Source organism: Ruegeria sp. P8, assembly GCF_056534665.1.
The window spans coordinates 1-20,950 of sequence record NZ_JBQERC010000013.1; the positions used below are offsets into that span (position 1 = coordinate 1).

A 20,950-nucleotide genomic window follows, 5' to 3' on the forward strand; every position below is an offset into this window, starting at 1 on the left:
TCGGCGGCGTCAAGGCATCCGGTATCGGCCGCGACGGCGGCAACTGGAGCTTCGAGTTCTACATGGAACAAAAACACGTCGGCTTCGCAACCGGAAACCACAACATCATGCAGCTGGGGAAACTGTAACCGACTGCACTCGAAATACGCGCGAAGAAACTCTAACTCCAGGAGGAGACCATGGGAGAAATCGTACTTGCCGCCAAAATGACTCACGTGCCTACCCTGCTCATGTCCGAGCAGGAAGGATCGATCAAAGGCAAGCGTCAACCGGCTATTGATGGCCACCGGGAGATTGCTCGTCGCGCCAAGGAACTGGGCGCAACAACGGTTGTCATCTGTGATACGCATTGGGTGTTGAACGCGGGCTTTCACATAAACGCCAACGACCATTTTGAGGGTCTATTCACGTCGAATGAATTCCCGCAGTTCATTCAGGACCTGCCCTATAAATATGAGGGCAACCCCGAATTGGGTGATGCGATTGCGCGGATTGCGACCGAAAAGGGTGCTTATACGTTGGCCCATCACCTGGACAGCCTTGAGGTGGAATACGGCACGCTGGTGCCGATGCGGTTCATGAGCCGTGAACACGAAATGAAAGTGGTGTCGATCGGTGCGTGGTGCACCGTGCACGCTCATGACGAGAGCCGTATCGTCGGCGAGGCAATCCGCGAAGCAGTCGAGGCCAGCGACGAAAAGGTGCTGTTGGTTGCGTCGGGTTCGCTGTCGCACAAGATCTGGGCCAACAAGGACTATGCCGCCAATAACGGCACTTTCACAATCAGCTCAGAATTCAATCGCCAGATGGATCTGCACGTGCTGGAAATGTGGAAAAACGGCGATCACGCTACGTTCCTCAAGATGCTGGGTGACTATGCCAACTTCTGCTGCGGTGAAGGTTCGATGCATGATACCGCGATGCTATACGGCGCACTCGGCTGGGACGCTTACGACAAGAAATGCGAGGTTGTGACCGAGTATTTCCCGTCCTCAGGCACCGGTCAGACTAACGTCATATTCCCGGTCTGAGGATCGCGGTTTCCATTCCGATTGCTTGCCCCTGGTGCCTTTTGGCGGGGCAAGCCGTTGATCTATCTAATTCGAACTGATGCAGGTCCCCAAATGTTTCCTTTGAAAGACCCCGGTTTGCTGCGAGAGGCTGCCCTTGTAGGTACACGCTGGATTGAAGCTGACCCGGCCAACGGCCTTGCCGTCACCAACCCTGCCACCGGCGAAGTTATTGGTCATGTTCCCAATCTGGGCGCCGCCGAAACCGCCGAAGCTATTGCTGCTGCCGAGACCGCGCGCCATGAGTGGGCTAAACGCACCGCCAAAACGCGTAGTCAAATTCTGCGTCGCTGGTACGAACTGATGATGGAGAACCAGGACGATCTGGGCGCCATCCTGACAGCTGAGCAGGGCAAGCCACTGGCCGAAGCCAGAGGTGAGATCGCCTATGGTGCCAGCTTCATTGAGTGGTTCGCAGAAGAGGCCCGCCGCGCCTATGGTGATGTCACCCCAGGCCACGCTCCAGACAAACGCATCCTGACGATCAAACAACCCATCGGGGTTGTAGCCGCGATTACGCCGTGGAATTTCCCAAACGCTATGATCACGCGCAAGGCTGGCCCTGCTCTGGCGGCGGGCTGCTCCATGGTTCTGAAACCGGCCAGCCAGACTCCATTCTCAGCTATCGCGTTGGCGGTTCTGGCCGAAAGAGCGGGCCTGCCTGCGGGGCTGTTCTCGGTCGTCACCGGCTCAGCGCGTGGCATTGGCGGCGAGATGACCGGGAACCCGACAGTGCAGAAGCTGACCTTTACCGGTTCGACCGAGATCGGAACGCTTCTATATGCGCAATGCGCGCCAACGATCAAAAAACTGGGGTTGGAGCTGGGTGGCAATGCGCCCTTCATTGTATTCGATGATGCTGATCTGGACGCCGCTGTGGAAGGAGCGGTGATCGCCAAATTTCGAAATAATGGTCAGACCTGCGTTTGCGCCAGCCGCATTTACGTGCAGGCCGGTGTCTACGATTCCTTTGCCGCCAAGCTGCGCGACAAAGTAGCGACTTTGCCCACTGGTAATGGCTTTGACGAAGGTATCATATTTGGTCCGCTGATCGATCAGGCGGCTGTCGACAAGGTTGCTGAACACATCGCTGATGCGACCTCGAAAGGTGCCGAAGTCACTCTGGGCGGCAATTCACACGATCTGGGTGGCACATTCTTTGAGCCAACCATTTTGACCGGTGTTACTTCGGAGATGGCGGTCGCGACCGAAGAGACGTTTGGCCCGGTCGCACCCCTTTTTAAGTTCAACACCGAAAGCGAAGTCGTCGCTGCGGCAAATAACACCGAGTTCGGCCTTGCCTCATATTTCTATTCCCGCGACCTGGCTCGCGTTTGGCGAGTTTCCGAGAAGCTGGAATATGGCATGGTCGGAATCAACACCGGCCTGATCTCGACTGCGGAAGCTCCGTTTGGCGGGGTTAAGATGTCTGGTCTGGGCCGTGAAGGCTCGCGCCATGGGCTGGATGACTTCATGGAACTCAAATACCTGTGCATGGGCGGCATCGACACCGCCGAGGAGGCTTAATGCGCTTTGCTACTTTCACCGCCGAAGGGGATACCTTCTTTGGCGCGATTACCGATGATGGTGCGATTGCCCTGAACGGTGATTTCCCCGAGTTTTCCAGCCTGTATGAGGTCATCGCTGCGGGTGAGTTTAGCCGGTTGGCTGCGGCGGCCGAGGGTAAGCCTGTGACCCATTCCGATTTCACCTATGAAATGGTGATGCCGGATGCCCGTCGCATTCTGTGCGTCGGCGTGAACTTCCCGGACAGAAATGCGGAATACAAGGATGGCAGCGCGCAACCGGAATATATGTCGCTGTTCCCCCGCTTTGCCAGCGGCTTTACCGGCCACAACCGCCCGCTGATCCGTCCGCCGGAAAACCACACGCTGGATTACGAGGGCGAAGTGGCCATTGTAATCGGCAAGGCGGGTCGCCGGATTTCGCAGGACGAAGCCTATGAGCACATCGCCGCGTTGACGCTGTGCAACGAAGGCACGATCCGCGATTGGGTGCGCCATGCCAAGTTCAACGTAACTCAGGGCAAGAACTGGGACAATTCAGGGTCGATCGGCCCTTGGCTGGTGCCCTTCACCGACCCGGCGCAATTGGATGACGCCCGCATTCAAACCCACGTCAATGGTGAGTTGCGTCAGGACGACACCCTCGACCGCATGATGTTCCCGATCCGGCGCGAGATCGAGTATATCTCGACCTTCATGACCCTGAAGCCGGGTGACCTTATCGTAACCGGCACCCCCACCGGTGCGGGCGCGCGCTTTGACCCGCCAAAATATCTTGCACCGGGTGACGTGGTCGAGGTTTCTGTCGGAGGTATCGGCACCCTGCGCAACACAGTCGAGGATGAGAAGGCATGACACCCGAAGAGCATGCCCGCGCAGCAGCCGACCTGCTTCAGGCCGAACGCACCGGCGACCAGATCGGTCTGCTGAGCCTGCGCCACCCCCAGATGGGTATGGACGACGCTTATGAGGTGCAGAACGCCATCTATCGCCAGAAGCTGGCTGAGGGTCGCAAGGTCATCGGGTGGAAAATCGGTCTGACATCGAAAGCGATGCAATATGCGCTGAACATCAATATTCCCGACAGCGGCATCCTGTTTGATGATATGGCGTTTGAAAACGGTGGTACGGTCCCTGCGGGCCGTTTCATTCAGCCCCGGATCGAAGCTGAAATCGCCTTTGTCATGAAATCCGCCGTCGGTGGCGAGAATGTCGGCCGCGACGATATCGTATCCGCCACGGACTACGTCTCACCGGCGATTGAAATTCTGGACACACGTATTCAGCGTCGGGACCCCGAGACCGGCAAGGCCAGAACCGTCTTTGATACGATCAGCGACAATGCCGCCAATGCAGGGATTGTGCTGGGTACAGAGCGCCACGCGATTGACGAATTCGACCTGCGCTGGGTTGGTGCCTTGACCTTCCGCAACGGTGAGATTGAGGAAACCGGCCTTGGGGCCGGCGTATTGAATGATCCTGTTGAAAGTGTTGTCTGGCTGGCCCGGCGCATGGCGCAATACGGACAAAGTATTGAACCCGGACAAGTGATCCTGTCGGGCAGCTTCATTCGCCCCGTCGAATGCCCGCCAAGCACAGAAATTCACGCCGATTTCGGACCCTTCGGCTCGGTCGATATCAAATTTGATTGAAGGAGCACCTTAATGCCCGCGCCAACAAACCCCTTCAAGGCCGCACTGAAAGCCGGAAAACCCCAGATCGGATGTTGGATTGGGATGGCCAATGCATATGCCGCCGAAATCGCCGCCACATCCAGATTTGACTGGCTGCTTGTTGACGGGGAACATGCCCCGAACGATCTGCGGTCTATCCTTGAGCAAGTGAGGGTCATCGAAGGCACAGGTAGCCAGTCGGTAGCGCGCCTGCCAATTGGCGAGACCTGGATGATCAAGCAATATCTCGATGCTGGCGTCCAAAGCATATTGGTGCCAATGGTTGAAAGCGGCGATCAAGCGCGGGAATTGGTGCGCGCAGTGCAATATCCACCACATGGAGTTCGAGGCGTTGGGTCTGCTCTGGCGCGTGCTTCGCGTTTCGCGGCGATCCCGGATTACCTGACAACGGCAGGCGACCAGATTTGCCTGTTGGTTCAGGTGGAAAACCGCCTTGGCCTGGATGCACTGGATGACATCTTGACCACAGATGTCGACGGCGTATTTATCGGTCCGTCAGATTTGGCTGCGGATATGGGGCACATCGGCAATGCTGGCCACCCCGACGTGGTCGAAGCGGTTTTGGACGCGTTGACAAGGATCGTGGCCGCGGGCAAGGCAGCGGGCATCCTAACGTTGGACCCCGTGATGCAGCGCAAGTGTCTGGATCTTGGGGTTACGTTCCTGGCCACGAATATCGACGTAACACTTTTTGCCAAGTCTATGCGCGGGGCGGCCGAAACTGCGTTGGAAATGTTGCCAGACCAGTGCGCGTCTGGAAATGCGCGAACAGAAATGGCCAGCAAGTATCTTCAGCAGTTATGCAAGCACTGGTCCCACAAAGGGCAAGTCGAATTTGACGCAACTGAAGGAAACGTTTCGTTTGAAAACCGGCGCGCGGTTGCGATGAAAGCGACGGACGAAGGGCTGGAAATAGTTGCTTCAGTCGGCCCTCGTGAGGATTTGGATTTTTGGATGGGTGTTATAGAGGACCACCTGAAACGCTTTGCGTTTCGCGAGGAGTTCGAGGTTGTTTGGAATGCATAACGCTGGAATGCAAGGGCAACCGAGCGCGCCCGGGACTTTCGGACACCGCCGCAGGCTACGATTTGTAGTCTGCGGGTATTCGACAAGACTCTGCACCGGGTCCGTACCCAGATAAAACAAGCTGAATCTGAGGCTTTTCGAAACATCTAGTTTCTAAAGCGGCATCATCCTCGACAGACGTTGTGACAGCGGAAACAGACAGGCTTGCAACGAGTGATAGATGTCCGGCTTGCCGTCAAAGATAGATGTCACAACAGCCCCTGCCCCATCTACTGCTGGATACCAGCCGCCATGCTGATGATCGACAAATGTTTCATTCGCATAGGTCCAGAGCTTTCTGTACCACTCCTCGTCTTCTGGACTTCTGTCTAGCACGATCAGAGCGGCAACCGCCCCGATGGCTTCGGTGATGGGCCACCAGAACCGCGAAGCGTTGGCAACGCGGCCATCAAAATCAAGTGTGTAGGCCAACCCGCCACCAGGCAGCCACGCATCTTTCAAAGCCTGCGCAATCAAGCGGCGCGCCGTGTTCGGAGAATTGGAGTTCGTTTGACCCGACAAATCCCAATGCTGGAGTTGAAGTCGACCCAATTCAAACGAATGCCCCGGCGTTGTGCCGGAAGGCCTGAACATCGGATCGCCCGCATAATCCCGGTTAATTTGCCAATCAGACGAATAGTGTTCGGGAAGCCGCCAGTTTTCACCGGGTGCAATTTTGCCAATGAAAAAGTCCAGAATGCGACCGGCGCGGGACAGGTAGATTTCGTCCCCTGTTGCCTCAAAGGCCGCCAGCATCGCCTCAACGCCGTGCATATTGGCATTCATTCCACGATATGCGGAAAACGGCGTCCAATCCCTGTTCCATTCATCGCGAAACAGGCCCGCTTCTTCGTCCCAGAAGTGTTTTTCCAGAACATTTCGGACATCTGTCATTAGTTTGTCTGCATCCGGGTGACCCGCCATTTTCGCACTTGCCGAGGCAAGAAGGACAAAGACGTGCCCATAAACAAGCTTGCGGTCATCCTTGATCTGATCCCCTTCCAGCGCCCAAAGATATCCGCCGTGGTCGCGATCTCGGTGATGGCTTTCAAGAAATGCCATACCGTGATCAATGATCCGTTCAGCACCTTGAAAACCAGACAGATGTCCTAATGCATAAGAATGAATCAACCGGGTTGTCGTGTGCAGCTCCTGCAGCTTGCCGGGCAGCGGGCTGCCATCGTGACCAAGTGTATGAAACCCAGGCTCATCCCGGCAACTCGCGCTGAAGAACGTAAGTTGCCGCTTGGCCTCGTTCATCAACCAATCGCGGTGTCTTGACGTTTCAATCCAAAACCCGGCTTCGGACTGCGACCCAGGTAGCAACAGCTGGTTTTCGTTCATCTAAAGATCCCGCGGATGGAGTTCTGTTGCGTGCGACGAAGCCCGATCTTCTAAATTATCCACCATCTCAGCAAGCCCGTCGCAACGCTGTACCATCCGAAGCAAACAGATGTGCATTCTGCGCTTGAATACGCAAACCGAGACGGTCCCCGGATTTCACGGGGATATTGCCATGCTTGCGCACCATCATGGGGCCGATCCCCACGGCATTGACGTAGATGTTCGTGTCCGACCCCAGATGTTCAACAACATCCGCAACGGCCGACAGATCACCGGCACCGTTGTCCACGACATCGATGTGTTCCGGCCTTACACCCAGTTCTTTGGCCTGAGCGGTAAGGGGTTGATCGAGGATTTTTATTTCAACCCCATTCCCGACATTCACACCTGTTTCGGTTCCCAGAGCGGGCACAACATTCATGGTGGGTGAGCCGATAAATTGCGCAACAAACTTGTTGGCCGGTCTTTCATAAAGCTCGAGCGGGCTGCCGACTTGCTGGATATCCCCTGCGTTCAGAACAACGATCCGATCTGCCAGCGTCAACGCTTCGACTTGATCATGGGTCACATAGATCATGGTCGCACCTAGTTTTTGATGCAGCCGCGCAATCTCCAGCCGCATCTCGACACGCAAAGCCGCGTCAAGGTTTGACAAAGGCTCGTCAAACAGAAAGGCGCGTGGGTCCCGGATGATGGCCCGCCCCATGGCAACCCGCTGACGTTGACCACCCGAAAGGGCCTTGGGCAAGCGATCCGTCAATTTGGTCAACCCCAGCGTCTCTGCCGCCTGGGCGACCTTTGATATGCGTTCAGCCACCGGAGCTTTGCGGATTTCCATCGAAAAACCCATGTTCCGCGCAACATCCATATGCGGGTAAAGCGCATACGATTGAAATACCATCGCGATGTCCCGATCTCTTGGCCTCACATCGTTCATACGCTCGCCATCGATCAGAAAGTCGCCGCTTGATATCGGTTCAAGACCAGCAACCATGCGCAGCAAAGTGGACTTGCCGCAGCCTGACGGGCCGACCAGAACGATGAACTCACCATCCTGAATTTCAAGGTTGATGTTGCGCAGGACCTCAACGGATCCATAGCGTTTTGCAACGTCACGAAGTTCGATACGTGCCATGATCTGGCCTCCTATCCTTTGACCGCGCCGGACGTGAGGCCCTGCACAAGATAGCGTTGTATGAAGATGAAGAAGAGGCAACTGGGGATCAGAGCCAGCACGCCGGCCGCCATCATTTGTCCCCAATCGACCGAGAATTTGGAAACAAATGTCAACAAGCCAACCGGGAATGTCATCGCGTCGTTCTTTGAAATCAGCATCAACGCAAACAACAGCTCGGACCATGCAGCAGTAAAGACAAATCCAAGCGTCGCCCCGAGACCGGGCAATGTCAGTGGGAACACCACTTTGCGCAGCGCCTGAAACCGCGTACAGCCATCCATCATCGCCGCGTCTTCCAGATCTTTGGGAATGCCATCAAAGAAAGACTGCATCAGGAAAGTAGCAAAGGGGATGTTGAACGCAGTGTAGACAACGATCAGACTTGTCAGCGAATTCAGCAGTCCGAGGTCGGCAACAATCTTATAGATCGGTGCAATGATCATCAGAAGCGGGAACATCTGGGTGATAAGCATCAAGGCAATGATGATGCGTTTGCCCGCGAAAACGAAGCGCGAAAAGGCATAGCCCGCCCCAGCCGCAAACAGAGTAGTAAAGAACGCAGCCCCCAGCGACACCACAAGAGAGTTCCGGAAATAGGCTACAAAGTCGGTCTGAAATATGACCGTCTTGAAATTTGAAAAGGTGACCTCGCTTGGAAACAGCCGGGTGCCCTCTGAAAAGATCAGTGCGTCCGGGGTCAACCCGATCTTGAGCAACCAATAAAGCGGGAACAACGCAAAGATCAGATAGAACGCAAGTGCCGCGTATTTGCCCACAACCAGCAGGGGGTTGGGTTTCCTGACAGCTGACATGGCCAACTCCTCAAATCTTGACCAGCTTCTTGCGAAGCCAGAGCAGGATAACGGCGTAAATCAGAAGGATCACCAGCAGCGCCACAGCAATGGTAGACGCGTAGCCGAAGTCCAGTTTTCGAAAAGCGGTGGTGAAGATATAGGTCGACAGGATTTGCGTCGAATTCGCAGGCCCGCCACCGGTCATCACATAGATCAGGTCGGCGAAATTGGCGATCCAGATTGTCCTCAGCATCACGGTGATCGCGATCATCGGAGCAAGGAACGGCAACGTGATCTTGGTGAAGGTCTGCCAGGGGGTCGCGCCATCGACTTCTGCGGCCTCATAAAGCTCACCGGGTATCGATTGCAAAGCCGCCAGCAGTGTGATCGCAAAGAACGGTACGCCGAACCAGATATTTGCAGTGATCGGGCCCCATATTGCAAGCTTAGGATCGCCAAGGATATTGTAGGGCTCTGACAGAATGCCAAGGGCGGCCAGCCAATGCGGTAGCGGGCCGATGACAGGGTTAAAAAGCCACGCCCATGTCAGCGCGGAAAGGAAGGTCGGGACAGCCCAGGGTAGGAAAACAAGCGCCTGAAAAAGTTTCTTTCCATAGAACTGCGTATTCAAAAGCATGGCAAGGCCAAGGCCAAGCAGAAACTGGAACGTTATCGACCAAAAGGTCCAGAACAGCGTGTTCTCCATCGCGATCCAGAACTTGCGGTCTCTCCACAGATCAACGTAGTTTTCAAATCCGATCCAGCCGGAAGCAAAAGGCTTCAGCAGCTCAATGGATTGGAACGAATATGAGATTCCGATGATAAGCGGAACCATGATCACCGCACCGATCAGAAGAATTGCGGGTGACAAATAGAAAAACGGCTCGACCATGTATTGCAGGTAGAGCGAGCGTCGTGCCCGGGTTTCCCCGGGCCTGACAGTTTTCTGAGTGCGCGAAATCACTGTTTTGCCTTCCACTTGGCGTGCTCATCAGTGAGGAACTCAGCCCACTCGTCCGCGACGTCCTGCGCGCTGCGCTGCCCCAACAGGGCTTCCTGACTGGTTTCCAGCAGAAGCGTGCTACCAAAATAGCCCCACTGTTCCAGGTTGGTTGGCATTGTTGTCGGCACATATTGCTCGCCGTTCAGTTCCTCAAACCAGCCTTTGAATTGCTCGGTCTGGAAATGAGGATCCTGATCAGCGCCTTTGTGGATCGGAATGACGCCAACGCGTTTTGCCCACGTGGCGTTGGCTTCGGGCGTCGACAAGGCCGCAACCAGATCAAAGGCTTCGTCTTCATGTTCAGTCGCATTGAAGATCGACCAGCCTGCGAACCCAATTGTTGGGAAAGCTTTGCCCGATGGTCCGACAGGCATCGGAATGACCGCGAAATCTTCGGCAGGCATCCGTTCGGCAATAGCGATCAGTGCGTCCGGGTCCTGATCAAGGAATGCACAGGTGCCGGAATAGAAGCCGGCCACGATCTCGTTAAAGCCCCAACTGACGGCATCCTTGGGCGCATACCCGTTCTGATACATATCGATCATGAACTGGATACCTTCGACCGAGCCGGGCTCGTTGATGCGGCTGACACCGACTTCTGTGAAGAACTCGTTGGTGCCGTTCATGGCTGCCGCGAACATGATCCAGCCATTTGTTCCACCGGGACCACCGCGCAAACAGTATCCATACTTGCCCTCAAGCTCGGACACTGCGGCCGAGGCTGCCTTGAACTCCTCCATCGTAGTCGGGGGAGTGTCGATACCCGCTTCGGCCAGCAGTTTTTTGTTGTAGAACATCGCCCGCAGATAGAATCCGTACGGGATCATATAAAGGTCACCCGCCTGGCTGCCCATGGCGACTGTCTTGTCAGTCAGCGAAGCCCCGTGTTCCCATCCGGCGACATGATCCTTGAGACTGACCAGCTGATCGGACCCGGCATAGAGGGCCTGCCAGGTGTCGGGCATTTCAACCACATCCGGGATGTCGCCTCCTGCCACCATTGTTGCCAGCTTTTCGAACGCGTTGCCCCAGGGTAGCGATACAATCTCGACAGTGACGTCGGGGTTATTGGCTTCGAATTCATCAACCAGTCCCTGAAGCACCTCTGTACGCTCGGGGCTTGTAATGACCTCGACCAGTTTCAGTGTGGTCTCGGCATAAGATGCCGAACTCATGAGCACGGCCGCTGCCGTCATTCCAGTTAGTAGTTTTTTCATGTTTTCCTCCTGTTGATTTTACTGAGCGAACAGTTCTAAGCCGTGCTTTCGGCGAGAGCCGAAGCAAAATCGGCCCATAGATCTTCTGCCGACTCGAGCCCCAAACTCAGGCGCACAAGATTGGGTGAGACCCCAAATTTCTGCATTGAGTTCTGTTCGCCAGCCTGAGCAAGCCCGACGCGCGCAGGCAGGATCAGACTTTCGAAGCCACCCCAGCTCACACCGAGGCGGAATAGGTTCAAGGCATCAGAAAGTTTTGCGATGTCGACACTGTCATCAAACTCAACCGACATAAGACCGGACCGCCCGGTCAACCCGGGCACGTCGTTGGCACCGGGTGAGTTGACCCGCCTGACCTGCGGAACAGTGGCCAGGCGATCAACAAACGTGTTGGCCGTTGCTTGATGCTGCATCATGCGTGCGTTCAGCGTGCGCAGGCCGCGCGTCAGCAGGAAGGCCTCAAAAGGTGCCAGTTTGGCGCCAAGCAAAGGAAGTGTCAGATCACGGATGCGGGCGATATGGTCCCGGGAGGCAACCACCACGCCCGCAACCGTGTCCGAGTGCCCCGAAATGTATTTCGAGGCCGAGTGGATGACGATGTCGATGCCCAATGAGAGGGGGCGTTGGAACACCGGGCTTGCCCATGAATTATCGATCATCGTCAACACATTGTGGCGTCTGGCATGCTCTGCGACGCGACGTAGATCCATCGCCTCAAAAACGATCGATCCGGGGCTCTCCAGATAGGCAACCGTTACATCGGCAAGCAGATCGGGGTCGTTCTCGAAACGCTCCGGCGCATGGTAGTCGATATGCACCCCGAACGGGCGCAGGATGCGCTCCATGAACCGGAATGAATCCGGATAGACATGTTCGACGCAGGCAATCCGGTCACCGGGTTTGACAAATGCCAGCAGCGTAGAGGAAATGGCCGCCATCCCGGAAGCAAATGCAACGGCTGCCTGACCTTGCTCGGCTTCAGACATAAGCGTTTCAAACGCGGCGACGGTCGGGTTTTCCACACGCGTGTAGATGGCCGTTTCTGATCTTCCGGCCATCCGGTCTTCAAAACTTTGGTAGTTGTCGAAAGTGAACAGTGAGGTTTGAACGATCGGCGGCGTGACCGAACCAGCCGCATCCGGGAAGGTTGCTGCAAGACGCGTCGAAAGGTCTTCGTAGTCAGACATTCTGGCTTTCCATGATTTCTAGAACTTCTGCTTCGACCATGTCCATGATCGCGCCGATAATACTTGCGGCTTCGTCCGCGCGGCCGGAGACAACTGCTTCGGCCAGCGGCGCATGTATTGGAATTGAGGCCTGACCCAAGTGTGGTTGACCGAAGGGCGTGTCATATACTTCGTGAAAAGCTTTTTGAATTTGCCGGATCAACTGCCCGAAAAGTGGATTTCCGCACGCTTCATGCAGTGCCGCGTGAAACCGGTAATCGGCCGGCCGCCAATCCTCACCTGCAGAATGAACAGCTATGAGCTCTGCAACGCGGGCCGAAATCAAAAGCCGCTGCGCGTCTGAGCAATTCAGTGCTGCCAACCTTGCTGCCTCGATTTCCAGTGGCCGGCGCACGGCGTGTGTTCGCAAAAGGCTTTCGGCTTCGAGCTTCAGCGTGAGTGGGAGATGGATCGTATTGGCAGATACCTCGGCCGCCAATCGCGTCCCGGCTTTCTTGTTCCGTACAACGATGCCCATATTCTGCCAACTTGTCAGGGCCTCGCGAACCTTCGCCCGTCCGATCCCAAGCTGATTTGCAATTTCGATCTCTGGCGGCAGGCGATCCCCTACTTTCAATCCTTCCACTTCGATCATTCCAGAGAGAGCCTCCAGAACGTCCCGGCCGCTGCTGCCAGCCGGTAGCACCTTCAAGGTGTTGCCGACACTCTCAGCTTTTTCCTTTGGGGGCGTTCTTTTGACCACGCGCGGCTTCTCCGATTCGTATTTCATTCACTTTTACATTTAATGTAGGACAAAATAAACAATAATGTCCGACATTAAAAAAAAGCTTGTCATCCTTACAGTTGAAGTCGAAAAATCCGGTCTCGGTCATTTCGCGGCGGGATCAATGCAACCTTAATCGCCTGCGGCTTGTTGGCGGGCTGCGGTCTTCGCGCGTCCGTCTATTTGCTGTATTCCGCCCGATTTGCCGTAATCCTGAAACGCCCGCCCAGCGGCGCCTGTAATTGCCGTTAGATTTTTGTCAGCTACGGCTGAATAGTGCTTCTTTACGCTAGGGACCCGCGGTTTCTTGCCCAAAAAAAGATGTGCAAACTTGGCAAGGCTGATCTAACTTTTTAAATGCGGGGGCGCATCTCCGGATAATATGGATTTAAAACATTGAAACCTGAACACCGCGTATCTGCGGCCCCCCGGCATGAACTGCGCAATGTGCGCAATCAGGGGATCGCGTTCCTTGCTTTGGCGTTCTTGTTCAGCATTTTTGTGAACCTGCTTATGCTGACGGGCCCATTGTTCATGTTGCAGGTGTATGACCGGGTATTGGGCTCGCGTGCAGTGGAAACACTGACAGCGCTGTTTTTGTTGGTGGCGTTGCTTTATGCGCTGATGGCGATGCTGGATTTTGCCCGCGGACGCATCGTGGCCCGGTTCGGCGCACGGTTCCAGTCACAGTTGGATGAGCGCGTCTTCGAAGCAACGCTGCGGCGTTCACTTTTGCCGCAAATACGATCTGCCCCGGCAACGGCCTTGCGTGATTTGGAATCCATTCGAAACCTGTGCTCATCCCCCGTTCTGCTGGCGGTGATGGATATTCCATGGACGCCTGTTTTTCTGGGTGCGATTTTCCTGTTTCATCCCTTGCTGGGCTGGCTGGCCGTGGCAAGCGGTGTTCTGCTTGTCGTGATTGCACTGCTCAATCAGGCTCTGACCAGCAGAAAAGTCGCTGAAGCACAAACTGCAGCAGCGCGGGCAAACGCCTTTGCGGAACATGCGAGACAAGCGGCAGAGGTTGTGCGCTCACAGGGTATGCAGGCGGACGTGACAAAGCGGTGGTTGGACCAGCGTTCGAATGCCTTGCGCCAAACCATTTCGGCCAGCGACTGGACAGGCAGTTTTACGTCTTTGACCAAGTCGTTACGACTGTTTCTTCAATCTGCAATGCTTGCCTTGGGCGCGTGGCTGGTTTTGCAAAACGAAATGACACCGGGCGCGATGATCGCGGGTTCAATCCTTTTGGGTCGGGCCCTCGCCCCGGTCGAACAAGCGGTCGGCCAATGGGGCATGATCGAACGTGCGCGAACGGCCTGGACTTCCCTAAGCCGGTTTTTGGATCAGACCCCGCCCGAAGAGCAGCGGATTCGCTTGCCCATCCCGAAGGCGCAGCTGGAAGCCAAATCGCTGACTGTCATTCCCCCCGGGGCAACAACGCCAACGTTGCGGAACGTGAATCTGAAGCTGCAACCGGGCAAGGCGCTGGGTGTCATCGGCAAAAGCGGATCGGGAAAGACGACACTGGCCAAGGCGTTGCTGGGGCTTTGGAATCCGGCAGCCGGTGAAATTCGACTGGGTGGTGCCACTCTGGATCAATATGACTCCAACGATCTGGGCAGCCATATCGGATATTTGCCGCAGCAGGTTACCCTGTTTAACGGGACCGTGGCCGAGAACATCGCCCGGATGTCAGAAAACCCGGATTCCGAAGCGGTGGTGGCCGCAGCCAAGAAAGCCAATGCGCACGACCTGATCCTGTCTTTGGAGAAAGGTTATGGTACCTTCCTTGAAGGCAATGACAGTCAGTTGTCAGGCGGGCAGAAACAGCGCATCGCTCTGGCCCGCGCCCTCTATGGCGACCCTGTTCTGCTTATTCTCGACGAACCAAACTCGGCACTGGACGCGGATGGCACCGAAGCCTTGAACGCGGCCGTGAGGGGGCTCAAGGCGGCAGGCAAAGCCGCCATCATCATGACACACCGCCCGCAGGCCATTTCGGAATGTGACGATCTGGCCGTTGTCGAAAAAGGACAAGTGGTCAGGTTCGGCAGTCGTGACGAGGTTCTCAGCGCAATGGTGCAGAACGCGGGCGCGATTAAGCGCAAGCTTAGCCCCGTAGGTGAATAATGGCAAAAAACACGACCAAGAAGCAGGCGCAGGCCTGGAGTATGAAAATTCCCGCCCTGGTAGGATTCGCCGCGCTTGCCATTTTGGTTGGCGGACTGGGCCTTTGGGCAGTGAAGACGCGCCTCGCTGGTGCAATCGTATCCTCAGGAGTGATCGAGGTACAAAGCAACCGTCAGGTGGTCGAACACCCTGATGGCGGCGTTGTTGGCGAAATATTTGTACGCGATGGTGATGTGGTCGCCTCGGGCGAGATGCTGTTGCGGCTGGATGATACTTTCCTATCGTCCGAACAGACGATTGTGGAAGCGCAGCTTTTTGAGCTTCTGACACGGCGTGTCCGGCTTCAGGCCGAACGCGACGGGCTTTCGTCGCAAGAGTTGGCGGCGCAGTTGCACGAGGTTCAGACGGAATACAGCATTGATCTGGACCTGATCGAAGGTCAGCAAAACCTGTTCGACGCCCGGGTGGAAACCCTATCCAAACAGCAAGAACAGCTGAACAAGCAGCTGGTTCAGATCGAGAGTGAGATTGAAGGCACGCAGGCCCAACTCGTTTCGCTGCGCCGTCAGGTTGAATTGATCGAGGATGAGCTGGAAGACCAGCAAAGCCTGTTGAAACGTGGATTGACACAAACCAGTCGTGTACTGGCCCTGCAACGGGAAGAAGCCAGCCTGACAGGTGAAATAGGCCGACTGGAAGCCGCTGTCGCCCGCCTCAAAGGGCAGATCGCATCAACCGAGATCCAGATCGTTGAACTGACTGCAACCCGCCGGGAAGAGGCAATTACCACGTTGCGGGACGTACAGGCGCAAGTTGCTGAACTATCGGAACGCCGACTGTCCCTGTCCGAGCGGCTGACACGATTGGACATCCGCGCACCGGTCAGCGGAACAGTATATGGAAGTCAGGTCTTTGCCCTTCAGTCTGTCGTTCAGCCGGGTGAACCCATGATGTATGTTGTTCCACAGGATACGCCATTGCTTGTCGCCGCGCGCGTTGACGCGATCCATGTGGATCAGCTGCATGTGGGTCAACCTGTCGCCCTGCGGTTTCCGGCCTTCAATCAGCGTGAAACGCCTGAATTGGACGGGCAGGTCAAAAACGTGTCAGCCGATACATTCACGGATGAAAAGTCCGGCTTTACATTCTACCGCGCCGAAGTGGTTATGAATGATGGCGAGCTGGACCGTCTCAACGGTCAGGAGCTTTTGCCGGGTATGCCTGTTGAGACACTGATCAAAACCGATGAACGCACCCCGTTGTCCTATCTGGTCAAGCCGATGGCCGATTACTTCAATCGTGCATTTAGGGAATGACGGCAGGGCTATCTCTGGATAACTGCGCTTTCCCATTCGGCCAGAAAACGGCGGCGTTTTAATCTGTCCAAAAACGTCATCAGCGCTGGATCCAGCCCAATCGTTTCACGTTCTTCGTCCGTGTCAAAAGGTGCCAAAGGCGGGAGGGTGTGGCCCCCACCTGACTGCGTGGATTGCTTTGATACAAGGTGACGAACAAAAGACGCGGCAAATTCGGGTACGGGTGTACCTTCAAGAACCATCACCGTGCGCATCATGGTCGTCTGAAAATCCGACGGCAGGATAACCTCAAGCGTATCCTTGTGCCCGGCGCGCGCATCCGCATAGCTGCCAAGTACATTATAGGCTACGGCGATCTCACCTTTAACAAGATCATCAATCATGTCGCCGGAACAGCAGTACAGACGCACATCCAACCCGCCCATGACTTCCATCAGGCGCCAGAACGTTTCTGACGCACGGGCATCCTGCGTCGCAAACAGATACCCTAGACCGGACTGACGGATGTCATAAGTTCCCACCCGGCCCCGAAAGCTGTCCGGTCGCATTCGAAGAGCTTCAATCAGTTGCTGTCGGGTCTCTGGGACAGGCGCGCCGGAAAAGGCGGCACGGTTGATCACGATGGTCGCGGGCTCGAACGTGAAGGCGAAAAGACTGCGATGCCACTGCGCCCAGGATGGCAGCGATATGTCATCAATCACGCGTCCATAACCGTCATTGGCCAGTTTCAGTTGCAGGTCCATGGCGCTGGAAATGACAATATCGAAATCTTCCGGTGCGGTGCGCACGATCCGATCGATGTCGGCAGTACCCGTCACCAAATACTCGACAGAAATGTCAGGGTTTTCCTTGATAAAGCTGGAAATCATAGGCTCAAACAAAAACGTATCGGTGCTTGAGATGACCCGAATATGTGCCTCGTCTGCTTCGGCGTTGAATACTTGCCGATCCTCCCAGACTTGCGCCTGTGTGACAGCGGGAAACCAAAGGAAGACTAAAGCGATAATGTAACGCATGCGCCGCCTCCCTGTCTGTTGGACAAGGCAAGCGCTCCACCATGCGCTGTTGCAACGTCCTGCGCGATGGTCAGGCCCAAACCGGACCCAATGGTACCACTTGCGTTCTTACCCCGTTCAAACCGACGCGTGAGAGTGTCAATTTCGTTTAAGGGAAACCCCGGGCCACGGTCTTTTACCCGGATTTGAGCCCATGGCTCCGACGTGACTTCGATGCGAACAGAACTGTCGGCCGGAGCATATTTAAGTGCGTTGTCAATCATGTTGCGCACGGCGTTTTGAATGAGGATGGGGTCACCTGAATACATGACCTGTGGGTCGCCACAAAGCGACAACGACAAGTCCTTCATCTCGGCAATTGGTGTCAGGCGCTGCACAAGGTCACTGACCAAAGCGTTCAGGTCAATGTCTTCCCGCTCAAGGTGGTCAGCCCGGAACGTGATCATCGCATGATCCAACAGCTGTCCGGCTGCACGAGAGCTTTCGTCAATGGCGCGCACCATCGAGCGCAGCGCCTCGCGGTTTTCTTCTTTTTCAACCCTTTGCAAAGTGGCGTCAGCATAGGACCTGACCGTAGCAAGAGGGGTGCGAACACGGTGGGCCGCCTCGGCAATAAAGTCTTCTGACTGGCTGAGTGACTGATCAAGCCGACCCATCAATGAGTTCAGTGAAGCAACCAACGGGGCCATTTCGCGGGGTACCGGCTTTTTGAACGGGCTCAGATCCTGCGGCCCACGGCGGGTGACAGAGGTTGTCAATCTATTCAACTGCCCGATGGTCGAGGACGTCGCCCAAAAGGAAAGAGCGGCAGCAAGGGCAAAGAACCCTACGCCCAGAATCGCCGCATTGCGCGAAATCTGGTCCAGAGTTTCGGCCAACGCGTCTTGTGTCTGCCCCAGCGCGACCACCAGTTCGGTTTGCTTATCCAATCCCACCAAAGTCCGGCTGGCGCTGACCTGACGAATGGTTTCACCGCGAATCTGACTGGAACTGAAAAGCGATTTTCCGTCACGCGGTCCAATGGTCGGTGGAAAATCCTCGTATCCGGAAAGAAACGTGCCGTCCTGAAAAATAGAATAGAAGATCCGGTCGTCCGCAGGGGTGCTTAGCATCGCGAAGGCGGCATATGGGATATCGACCTCCAACACCCCTTCCCGCAAGGCGGCCGCATCGAGGATTGAGGCCACTGATGCACCAAGTATGTTGTCTTGCCCCTGTTGCGCGACCTGCGCAGCATAGTTTCGGACTGCGACAAACAGCAGGAACGCAAGTATGGCCGCGCCGCCGATCAGTGTCAGAACCAGCCTGTTCCGCAGCGATCCTGACACATTGGGATCAGGAGGCATGGTCAAGTCTGTATCCCAGCCCACGAAGCGTGGTGATCTTCAGGTCCGAGGGTTCCAGATGCTTGCGCAGGCGGCCCACATAAACTTCGATCGCGTTATCAGAGACATCATCATCATAAGAAAAAAGCCGGTCGGTTAGTTTTTGTTTCGAAAAAACCTGACCAGGTGCGCTGATGAACAATTCCAGCAGGCGCAGTTCACGATTCCGCAGCGACACGGTCTCGTCACCCACGGTAAGATGGCCCGCCAGGGGATCGAATACGATGCCACCGACTTCTATCGTTGTCTTCGTATTCCCGGATTTGCGACGCAGAACTGCGCGGCAGCGCGCTTCAAGCTCGGCATGATCAAACGGCTTGGTGACATAATCGTCAGCACCCAGATCAAGCGAGCCGATTCGATCCGAAACCTGACTGCGGGCCGTCAAAACGATCACCGGCGTGTCCAAATGGCTCGCGCGATGTCGCTTGAGGAAATCGCGACCGTCCCCGTCCGGCAGCATGATATCCAGCAGGATCAGATCGTATTCCTGCGATTCAACAAAGGCTGTCGCATCGTCCAGTTTTGAAGCGTGATCAACCACATGGCCGTCCAACCTCATGCGGGAGCCGATCGCGTTTGCGAGGTCAAGATTGTCTTCGACAAGTAGAAATTTCATCGGGTCTTAACACTATTCTCGTGCATGACAGGTTGATGTCAGGTTGGTGTGTTTAAGTTTTCCCAATCTGAGCCGCCATGCGGCCCGTTGTCAAATGGGAGGACATCATGACAACATTCGCACTGGGCCGTCGCGCCCTTATCGCAGCTGTAGCTGCAGTAGGTCTTGCAGGACCTGTTCTGGCTGAAGACCAGGTAGTGGACAGCATCCACTTTCTGATCCCCGGCGGCGCCGGTGGTGGTTGGGACGGTACCGCCCGCGGCACCGGCGAAGCGCTGACGAACGCCGGCCTTGTGGGCACCGCGTCTTATGAAAACATGTCAGGCGGTGGTGGCGGCAAAGCCATCGGCTATCTAATTGAAAACGCCGACAGCAACCACGGGACATTGATGGTAAACTCCACGCCAATCGTGATCCGTTCGTTGACTGGCGTGTTCCCTCACAACTTCCGCGACCTGACGCTGGTGTCGGGTACGATCGGTGATTACGCAGCCATTGTTGTCGGCAAAGACAGCCCCATCAACTCTATGAGTGATCTGCTGGCAGCCTTCGACGCCGACCCGGGCAACACGGCCATCGGCGGTGGCTCGGTTCCTGGTGGTATGGACCACCTGGTCGCAGCCATGGTGATGGAAGCGGCCGGAAAAGATGCGCTTGGCGTGAAGTACATTCCATATGATGCGGGTGGCAAAGCCATGGCTGCCCTTCTGTCCGGTGAGATCGCAGCGCTGTCTACAGGTTTCTCTGAAGCCGTCGATCTGGCCAATGCAGGTGAAGTCAAAATCATCGGCGTCACATCGGCAGATCGCGTAGAGGCCGCCCCAGACGCGATGACCATGAAAGAACAGGGCATCGACACCACCTTTGTGAACTGGCGTGGCTTCTTTGCGGCCCCGGGTCTGCCCGAGGACAAGCTTGCAGCATACCAGGCCGCGATTGCCAAGATGTACGACACCCCGGAATGGGAAGAGGTTCGTGCACGCAACGGTTGGGTGAACATCCACAACTCGGGCGATGATTTCCGGTCATTTCTTGAGCAGCAGGAACAACAGATCGGTGATCTGATGAAGAAGCTGGGCTTCCTCTGAATACAATTTGGGCAGAGCGGTAACCCGCTCTGCCATCCCTGACGACGAAAAAAAGGAGGGGGTCTCATGGCGCTGGATCGCTGGATCGCGCTCATTCTTCTGGGTGTTTGTTTAACATATGGCTACGCCGCTTGGTTCACGATGGACAGTAGTCTTCCCCCTTTCATGCAAAGAAACCCCATATGGCCAAGCACTTTCCCCAAAGTGCTGTCTATTCTGGGGATAATCACGGCCACGATCATTCTGCTGGGCTTTGAAAAGGCTGAACCCAGCGAACCTGAAATCGATTACCGGCGGTTGGGCGATTACCATCTTGGTCAGGCGATCATGCTGCTGGTTCTGATGGTTGTCTACGCGTTGTGCCTGCGTCCCGTCGGGTTCCTGATCTCAACTTCAGCCTTCCTGATCTTTGGGTCTTTTATCCTGGGTGAACGAAAATGGCATATCATGCTGCCCGTCGCCCTGATCGCCACCGGTACGGTCTGGTATCTGGTTCAGGAAGTCCTTGGCATATACATGCGCCCTTTGCCCGGCATTTTCGGAGGCTGAC

19 protein-coding genes are annotated in these 20,950 nt (G+C 55.7%); 9 read left to right on the top strand and 10 right to left on the bottom strand.

What is annotated here, in order from left to right:
* Positions 1-179 precede the first annotated feature (179 nt).
* The 5 genes from hpaD to ACR0BZ_RS14520 all read left to right on the top strand — a co-directional run bounded on the left by hpaD (position 180) and on the right by ACR0BZ_RS14520 (position 5,316).
* On the top strand, positions 180-1,031 hold the full coding sequence (gene hpaD / locus ACR0BZ_RS14500) for a 3,4-dihydroxyphenylacetate 2,3-dioxygenase (RefSeq protein ID WP_480920573.1): 852 nt from the start codon (positions 180-182) through the stop codon (positions 1,029-1,031).
* A gap of 93 nt (positions 1,032-1,124) precedes the next feature.
* On the top strand, positions 1,125-2,597 hold the full coding sequence (locus tag ACR0BZ_RS14505; RefSeq protein ID WP_480920574.1) for an NAD-dependent succinate-semialdehyde dehydrogenase: 1,473 nt from the start codon (positions 1,125-1,127) through the stop codon (positions 2,595-2,597).
* Entirely contained in the window at positions 2,597-3,451 is an 855-nt protein-coding gene (locus ACR0BZ_RS14510) for a fumarylacetoacetate hydrolase family protein (protein ID WP_480920575.1), read from the top strand. The genes ACR0BZ_RS14505 and ACR0BZ_RS14510 overlap by 1 nt, the downstream gene beginning before the upstream one ends.
* Positions 3,448-4,248 carry a 2-oxo-hept-4-ene-1,7-dioate hydratase gene (hpaH, locus tag ACR0BZ_RS14515; protein WP_480900595.1) on the top strand — a complete coding sequence of 267 codons (801 nt, stop codon included), beginning with the start codon at positions 3,448-3,450 and terminating at the stop codon, positions 4,246-4,248. Before ACR0BZ_RS14510 ends, hpaH begins: the two co-directional genes overlap by 4 nt.
* 12 nt (positions 4,249-4,260) lie before the next feature.
* Positions 4,261-5,316, top strand: coding sequence for an aldolase/citrate lyase family protein (locus tag ACR0BZ_RS14520; protein ID WP_480920576.1), 1,056 nt, complete (start codon positions 4,261-4,263; stop codon positions 5,314-5,316).
* A gap of 153 nt (positions 5,317-5,469) precedes the next feature.
* Here ACR0BZ_RS14520 and ACR0BZ_RS14525 read toward each other — a convergent pair whose 3' ends face one another.
* The 7 genes from ACR0BZ_RS14525 to ACR0BZ_RS14555 form a co-directional block, all read right to left on the bottom strand.
* Positions 5,470-6,615 carry an AGE family epimerase/isomerase gene (locus ACR0BZ_RS14525; RefSeq protein WP_480920577.1) on the bottom strand — a complete coding sequence of 382 codons (1,146 nt, stop codon included), beginning with the start codon at positions 6,613-6,615 and terminating at the stop codon, positions 5,470-5,472.
* A gap of 151 nt (positions 6,616-6,766) precedes the next feature.
* The gene (locus tag ACR0BZ_RS14530) at positions 6,767-7,834 is read right to left on the bottom strand and encodes an ABC transporter ATP-binding protein (RefSeq protein ID WP_480920578.1); all 1,068 of its coding nucleotides are present in this window, start codon (positions 7,832-7,834) and stop codon (positions 6,767-6,769) included.
* Between the two features lie 11 nt (positions 7,835-7,845).
* A complete protein-coding gene (locus tag ACR0BZ_RS14535) occupies positions 7,846-8,688 on the bottom strand; it encodes a carbohydrate ABC transporter permease (protein ID WP_209506774.1) in 843 nt (280 codons plus the stop codon).
* A gap of 10 nt (positions 8,689-8,698) precedes the next feature.
* A complete protein-coding gene (locus tag ACR0BZ_RS14540) occupies positions 8,699-9,649 on the bottom strand; it encodes a carbohydrate ABC transporter permease (protein ID WP_480920579.1) in 951 nt (316 codons plus the stop codon).
* A complete protein-coding gene (locus ACR0BZ_RS14545) occupies positions 9,631-10,890 on the bottom strand; it encodes an ABC transporter substrate-binding protein (protein WP_480920580.1) in 1,260 nt (419 codons plus the stop codon). Before ACR0BZ_RS14545 ends, ACR0BZ_RS14540 begins: the two co-directional genes overlap by 19 nt.
* A gap of 35 nt (positions 10,891-10,925) precedes the next feature.
* Complete coding sequence (locus ACR0BZ_RS14550; RefSeq protein ID WP_480920581.1) at positions 10,926-12,077, bottom strand: aminotransferase class I/II-fold pyridoxal phosphate-dependent enzyme; 1,152 nt, start codon at positions 12,075-12,077, stop codon at positions 10,926-10,928.
* Positions 12,070-12,846: a FadR/GntR family transcriptional regulator gene (locus ACR0BZ_RS14555; RefSeq protein WP_480488680.1), complete on the bottom strand. Its 777-nt coding sequence runs from the start codon at positions 12,844-12,846 to the stop codon at positions 12,070-12,072. The genes ACR0BZ_RS14550 and ACR0BZ_RS14555 overlap by 8 nt, the downstream gene beginning before the upstream one ends.
* A gap of 390 nt (positions 12,847-13,236) precedes the next feature.
* Between ACR0BZ_RS14555 and ACR0BZ_RS14560 the strand changes: the two genes are divergently transcribed.
* Both ACR0BZ_RS14560 and ACR0BZ_RS14565 read left to right on the top strand, forming a co-directional pair.
* Entirely contained in the window at positions 13,237-14,976 is a 1,740-nt protein-coding gene (locus tag ACR0BZ_RS14560) for a type I secretion system permease/ATPase (RefSeq protein WP_480484348.1), read from the top strand.
* Positions 14,976-16,292, top strand: a complete 1,317-nt coding sequence (locus ACR0BZ_RS14565) for an HlyD family type I secretion periplasmic adaptor subunit (protein ID WP_480920582.1) — start codon at positions 14,976-14,978, stop codon at positions 16,290-16,292. The genes ACR0BZ_RS14560 and ACR0BZ_RS14565 overlap by 1 nt, the downstream gene beginning before the upstream one ends.
* Positions 16,293-16,300: 8 nt before the next feature.
* On the opposite strand, the gene ACR0BZ_RS14570 is transcribed toward ACR0BZ_RS14565, so the two are convergent.
* The 3 genes from ACR0BZ_RS14570 to ACR0BZ_RS14580 are packed head-to-tail and all read right to left on the bottom strand — an operon-like array spanning position 16,301 to position 19,312.
* Entirely contained in the window at positions 16,301-17,308 is a 1,008-nt protein-coding gene (locus ACR0BZ_RS14570) for an ABC transporter substrate-binding protein (RefSeq protein WP_480484346.1), read from the bottom strand.
* Positions 17,287-18,654, bottom strand: a complete 1,368-nt coding sequence (locus ACR0BZ_RS14575; protein WP_480484358.1) for a sensor histidine kinase — start codon at positions 18,652-18,654, stop codon at positions 17,287-17,289. The genes ACR0BZ_RS14570 and ACR0BZ_RS14575 overlap by 22 nt, the downstream gene beginning before the upstream one ends.
* Positions 18,644-19,312 carry a response regulator transcription factor gene (locus ACR0BZ_RS14580; RefSeq protein WP_480507962.1) on the bottom strand — a complete coding sequence of 223 codons (669 nt, stop codon included), beginning with the start codon at positions 19,310-19,312 and terminating at the stop codon, positions 18,644-18,646. Before ACR0BZ_RS14580 ends, ACR0BZ_RS14575 begins: the two co-directional genes overlap by 11 nt.
* Positions 19,313-19,419: 107 nt before the next feature.
* Between ACR0BZ_RS14580 and ACR0BZ_RS14585 the strand changes: the two genes are divergently transcribed.
* Both ACR0BZ_RS14585 and ACR0BZ_RS14590 read left to right on the top strand, forming a co-directional pair.
* Positions 19,420-20,400, top strand: coding sequence for a tripartite tricarboxylate transporter substrate binding protein (locus tag ACR0BZ_RS14585; RefSeq protein WP_480484345.1), 981 nt, complete (start codon positions 19,420-19,422; stop codon positions 20,398-20,400).
* A gap of 66 nt (positions 20,401-20,466) precedes the next feature.
* Positions 20,467-20,949, top strand: a complete 483-nt coding sequence (locus ACR0BZ_RS14590) for a tripartite tricarboxylate transporter TctB family protein (RefSeq protein WP_267366075.1) — start codon at positions 20,467-20,469, stop codon at positions 20,947-20,949.
* Position 20,950 lies beyond the last annotated feature (1 nt).

Bases quoted from the DNA above. Each gene is read 5' to 3' on its own strand.
- hpaD (WP_480920573.1), top strand. From the start codon at position 180: ATGGGAGAAATCGTACTTGCCGCCAAAATGACTCACGTGCCTACCCTG.
- ACR0BZ_RS14505 (WP_480920574.1), top strand. From the start codon at position 1,125: ATGTTTCCTTTGAAAGACCCCGGTTTGCTGCGAGAGGCTGCCCTTGTA.
- ACR0BZ_RS14510 (WP_480920575.1), top strand. From the start codon at position 2,597: ATGCGCTTTGCTACTTTCACCGCCGAAGGGGATACCTTCTTTGGCGCG.
- hpaH (WP_480900595.1), top strand. From the start codon at position 3,448: ATGACACCCGAAGAGCATGCCCGCGCAGCAGCCGACCTGCTTCAGGCC.
- ACR0BZ_RS14520 (WP_480920576.1), top strand. From the start codon at position 4,261: ATGCCCGCGCCAACAAACCCCTTCAAGGCCGCACTGAAAGCCGGAAAA.
- ACR0BZ_RS14525 (WP_480920577.1), bottom strand. From the start codon at position 6,615: ATGAACGAGGCCAAGCGGCAACTTACGTTCTTCAGCGCGAGTTGCCGG.
- ACR0BZ_RS14530 (WP_480920578.1), bottom strand. From the start codon at position 7,834: ATGGCACGTATCGAACTTCGTGACGTTGCAAAACGCTATGGATCCGTT.
- ACR0BZ_RS14535 (WP_209506774.1), bottom strand. From the start codon at position 8,688: ATGTCAGCTGTCAGGAAACCCAACCCCCTGCTGGTTGTGGGCAAATAC.
- ACR0BZ_RS14545 (WP_480920580.1), bottom strand. From the start codon at position 10,890: ATGAAAAAACTACTAACTGGAATGACGGCAGCGGCCGTGCTCATGAGT.
- ACR0BZ_RS14550 (WP_480920581.1), bottom strand. From the start codon at position 12,077: ATGTCTGACTACGAAGACCTTTCGACGCGTCTTGCAGCAACCTTCCCG.
- ACR0BZ_RS14555 (WP_480488680.1), bottom strand. From the start codon at position 12,846: ATGAAATACGAATCGGAGAAGCCGCGCGTGGTCAAAAGAACGCCCCCA.
- ACR0BZ_RS14565 (WP_480920582.1), top strand. From the start codon at position 14,976: ATGGCAAAAAACACGACCAAGAAGCAGGCGCAGGCCTGGAGTATGAAA.
- ACR0BZ_RS14570 (WP_480484346.1), bottom strand. From the start codon at position 17,308: ATGCGTTACATTATCGCTTTAGTCTTCCTTTGGTTTCCCGCTGTCACA.
- ACR0BZ_RS14575 (WP_480484358.1), bottom strand. From the start codon at position 18,654: ATGCCTCCTGATCCCAATGTGTCAGGATCGCTGCGGAACAGGCTGGTT.
- ACR0BZ_RS14580 (WP_480507962.1), bottom strand. From the start codon at position 19,312: ATGAAATTTCTACTTGTCGAAGACAATCTTGACCTCGCAAACGCGATC.
- ACR0BZ_RS14585 (WP_480484345.1), top strand. From the start codon at position 19,420: ATGACAACATTCGCACTGGGCCGTCGCGCCCTTATCGCAGCTGTAGCT.
- ACR0BZ_RS14590 (WP_267366075.1), top strand. From the start codon at position 20,467: ATGGCGCTGGATCGCTGGATCGCGCTCATTCTTCTGGGTGTTTGTTTA.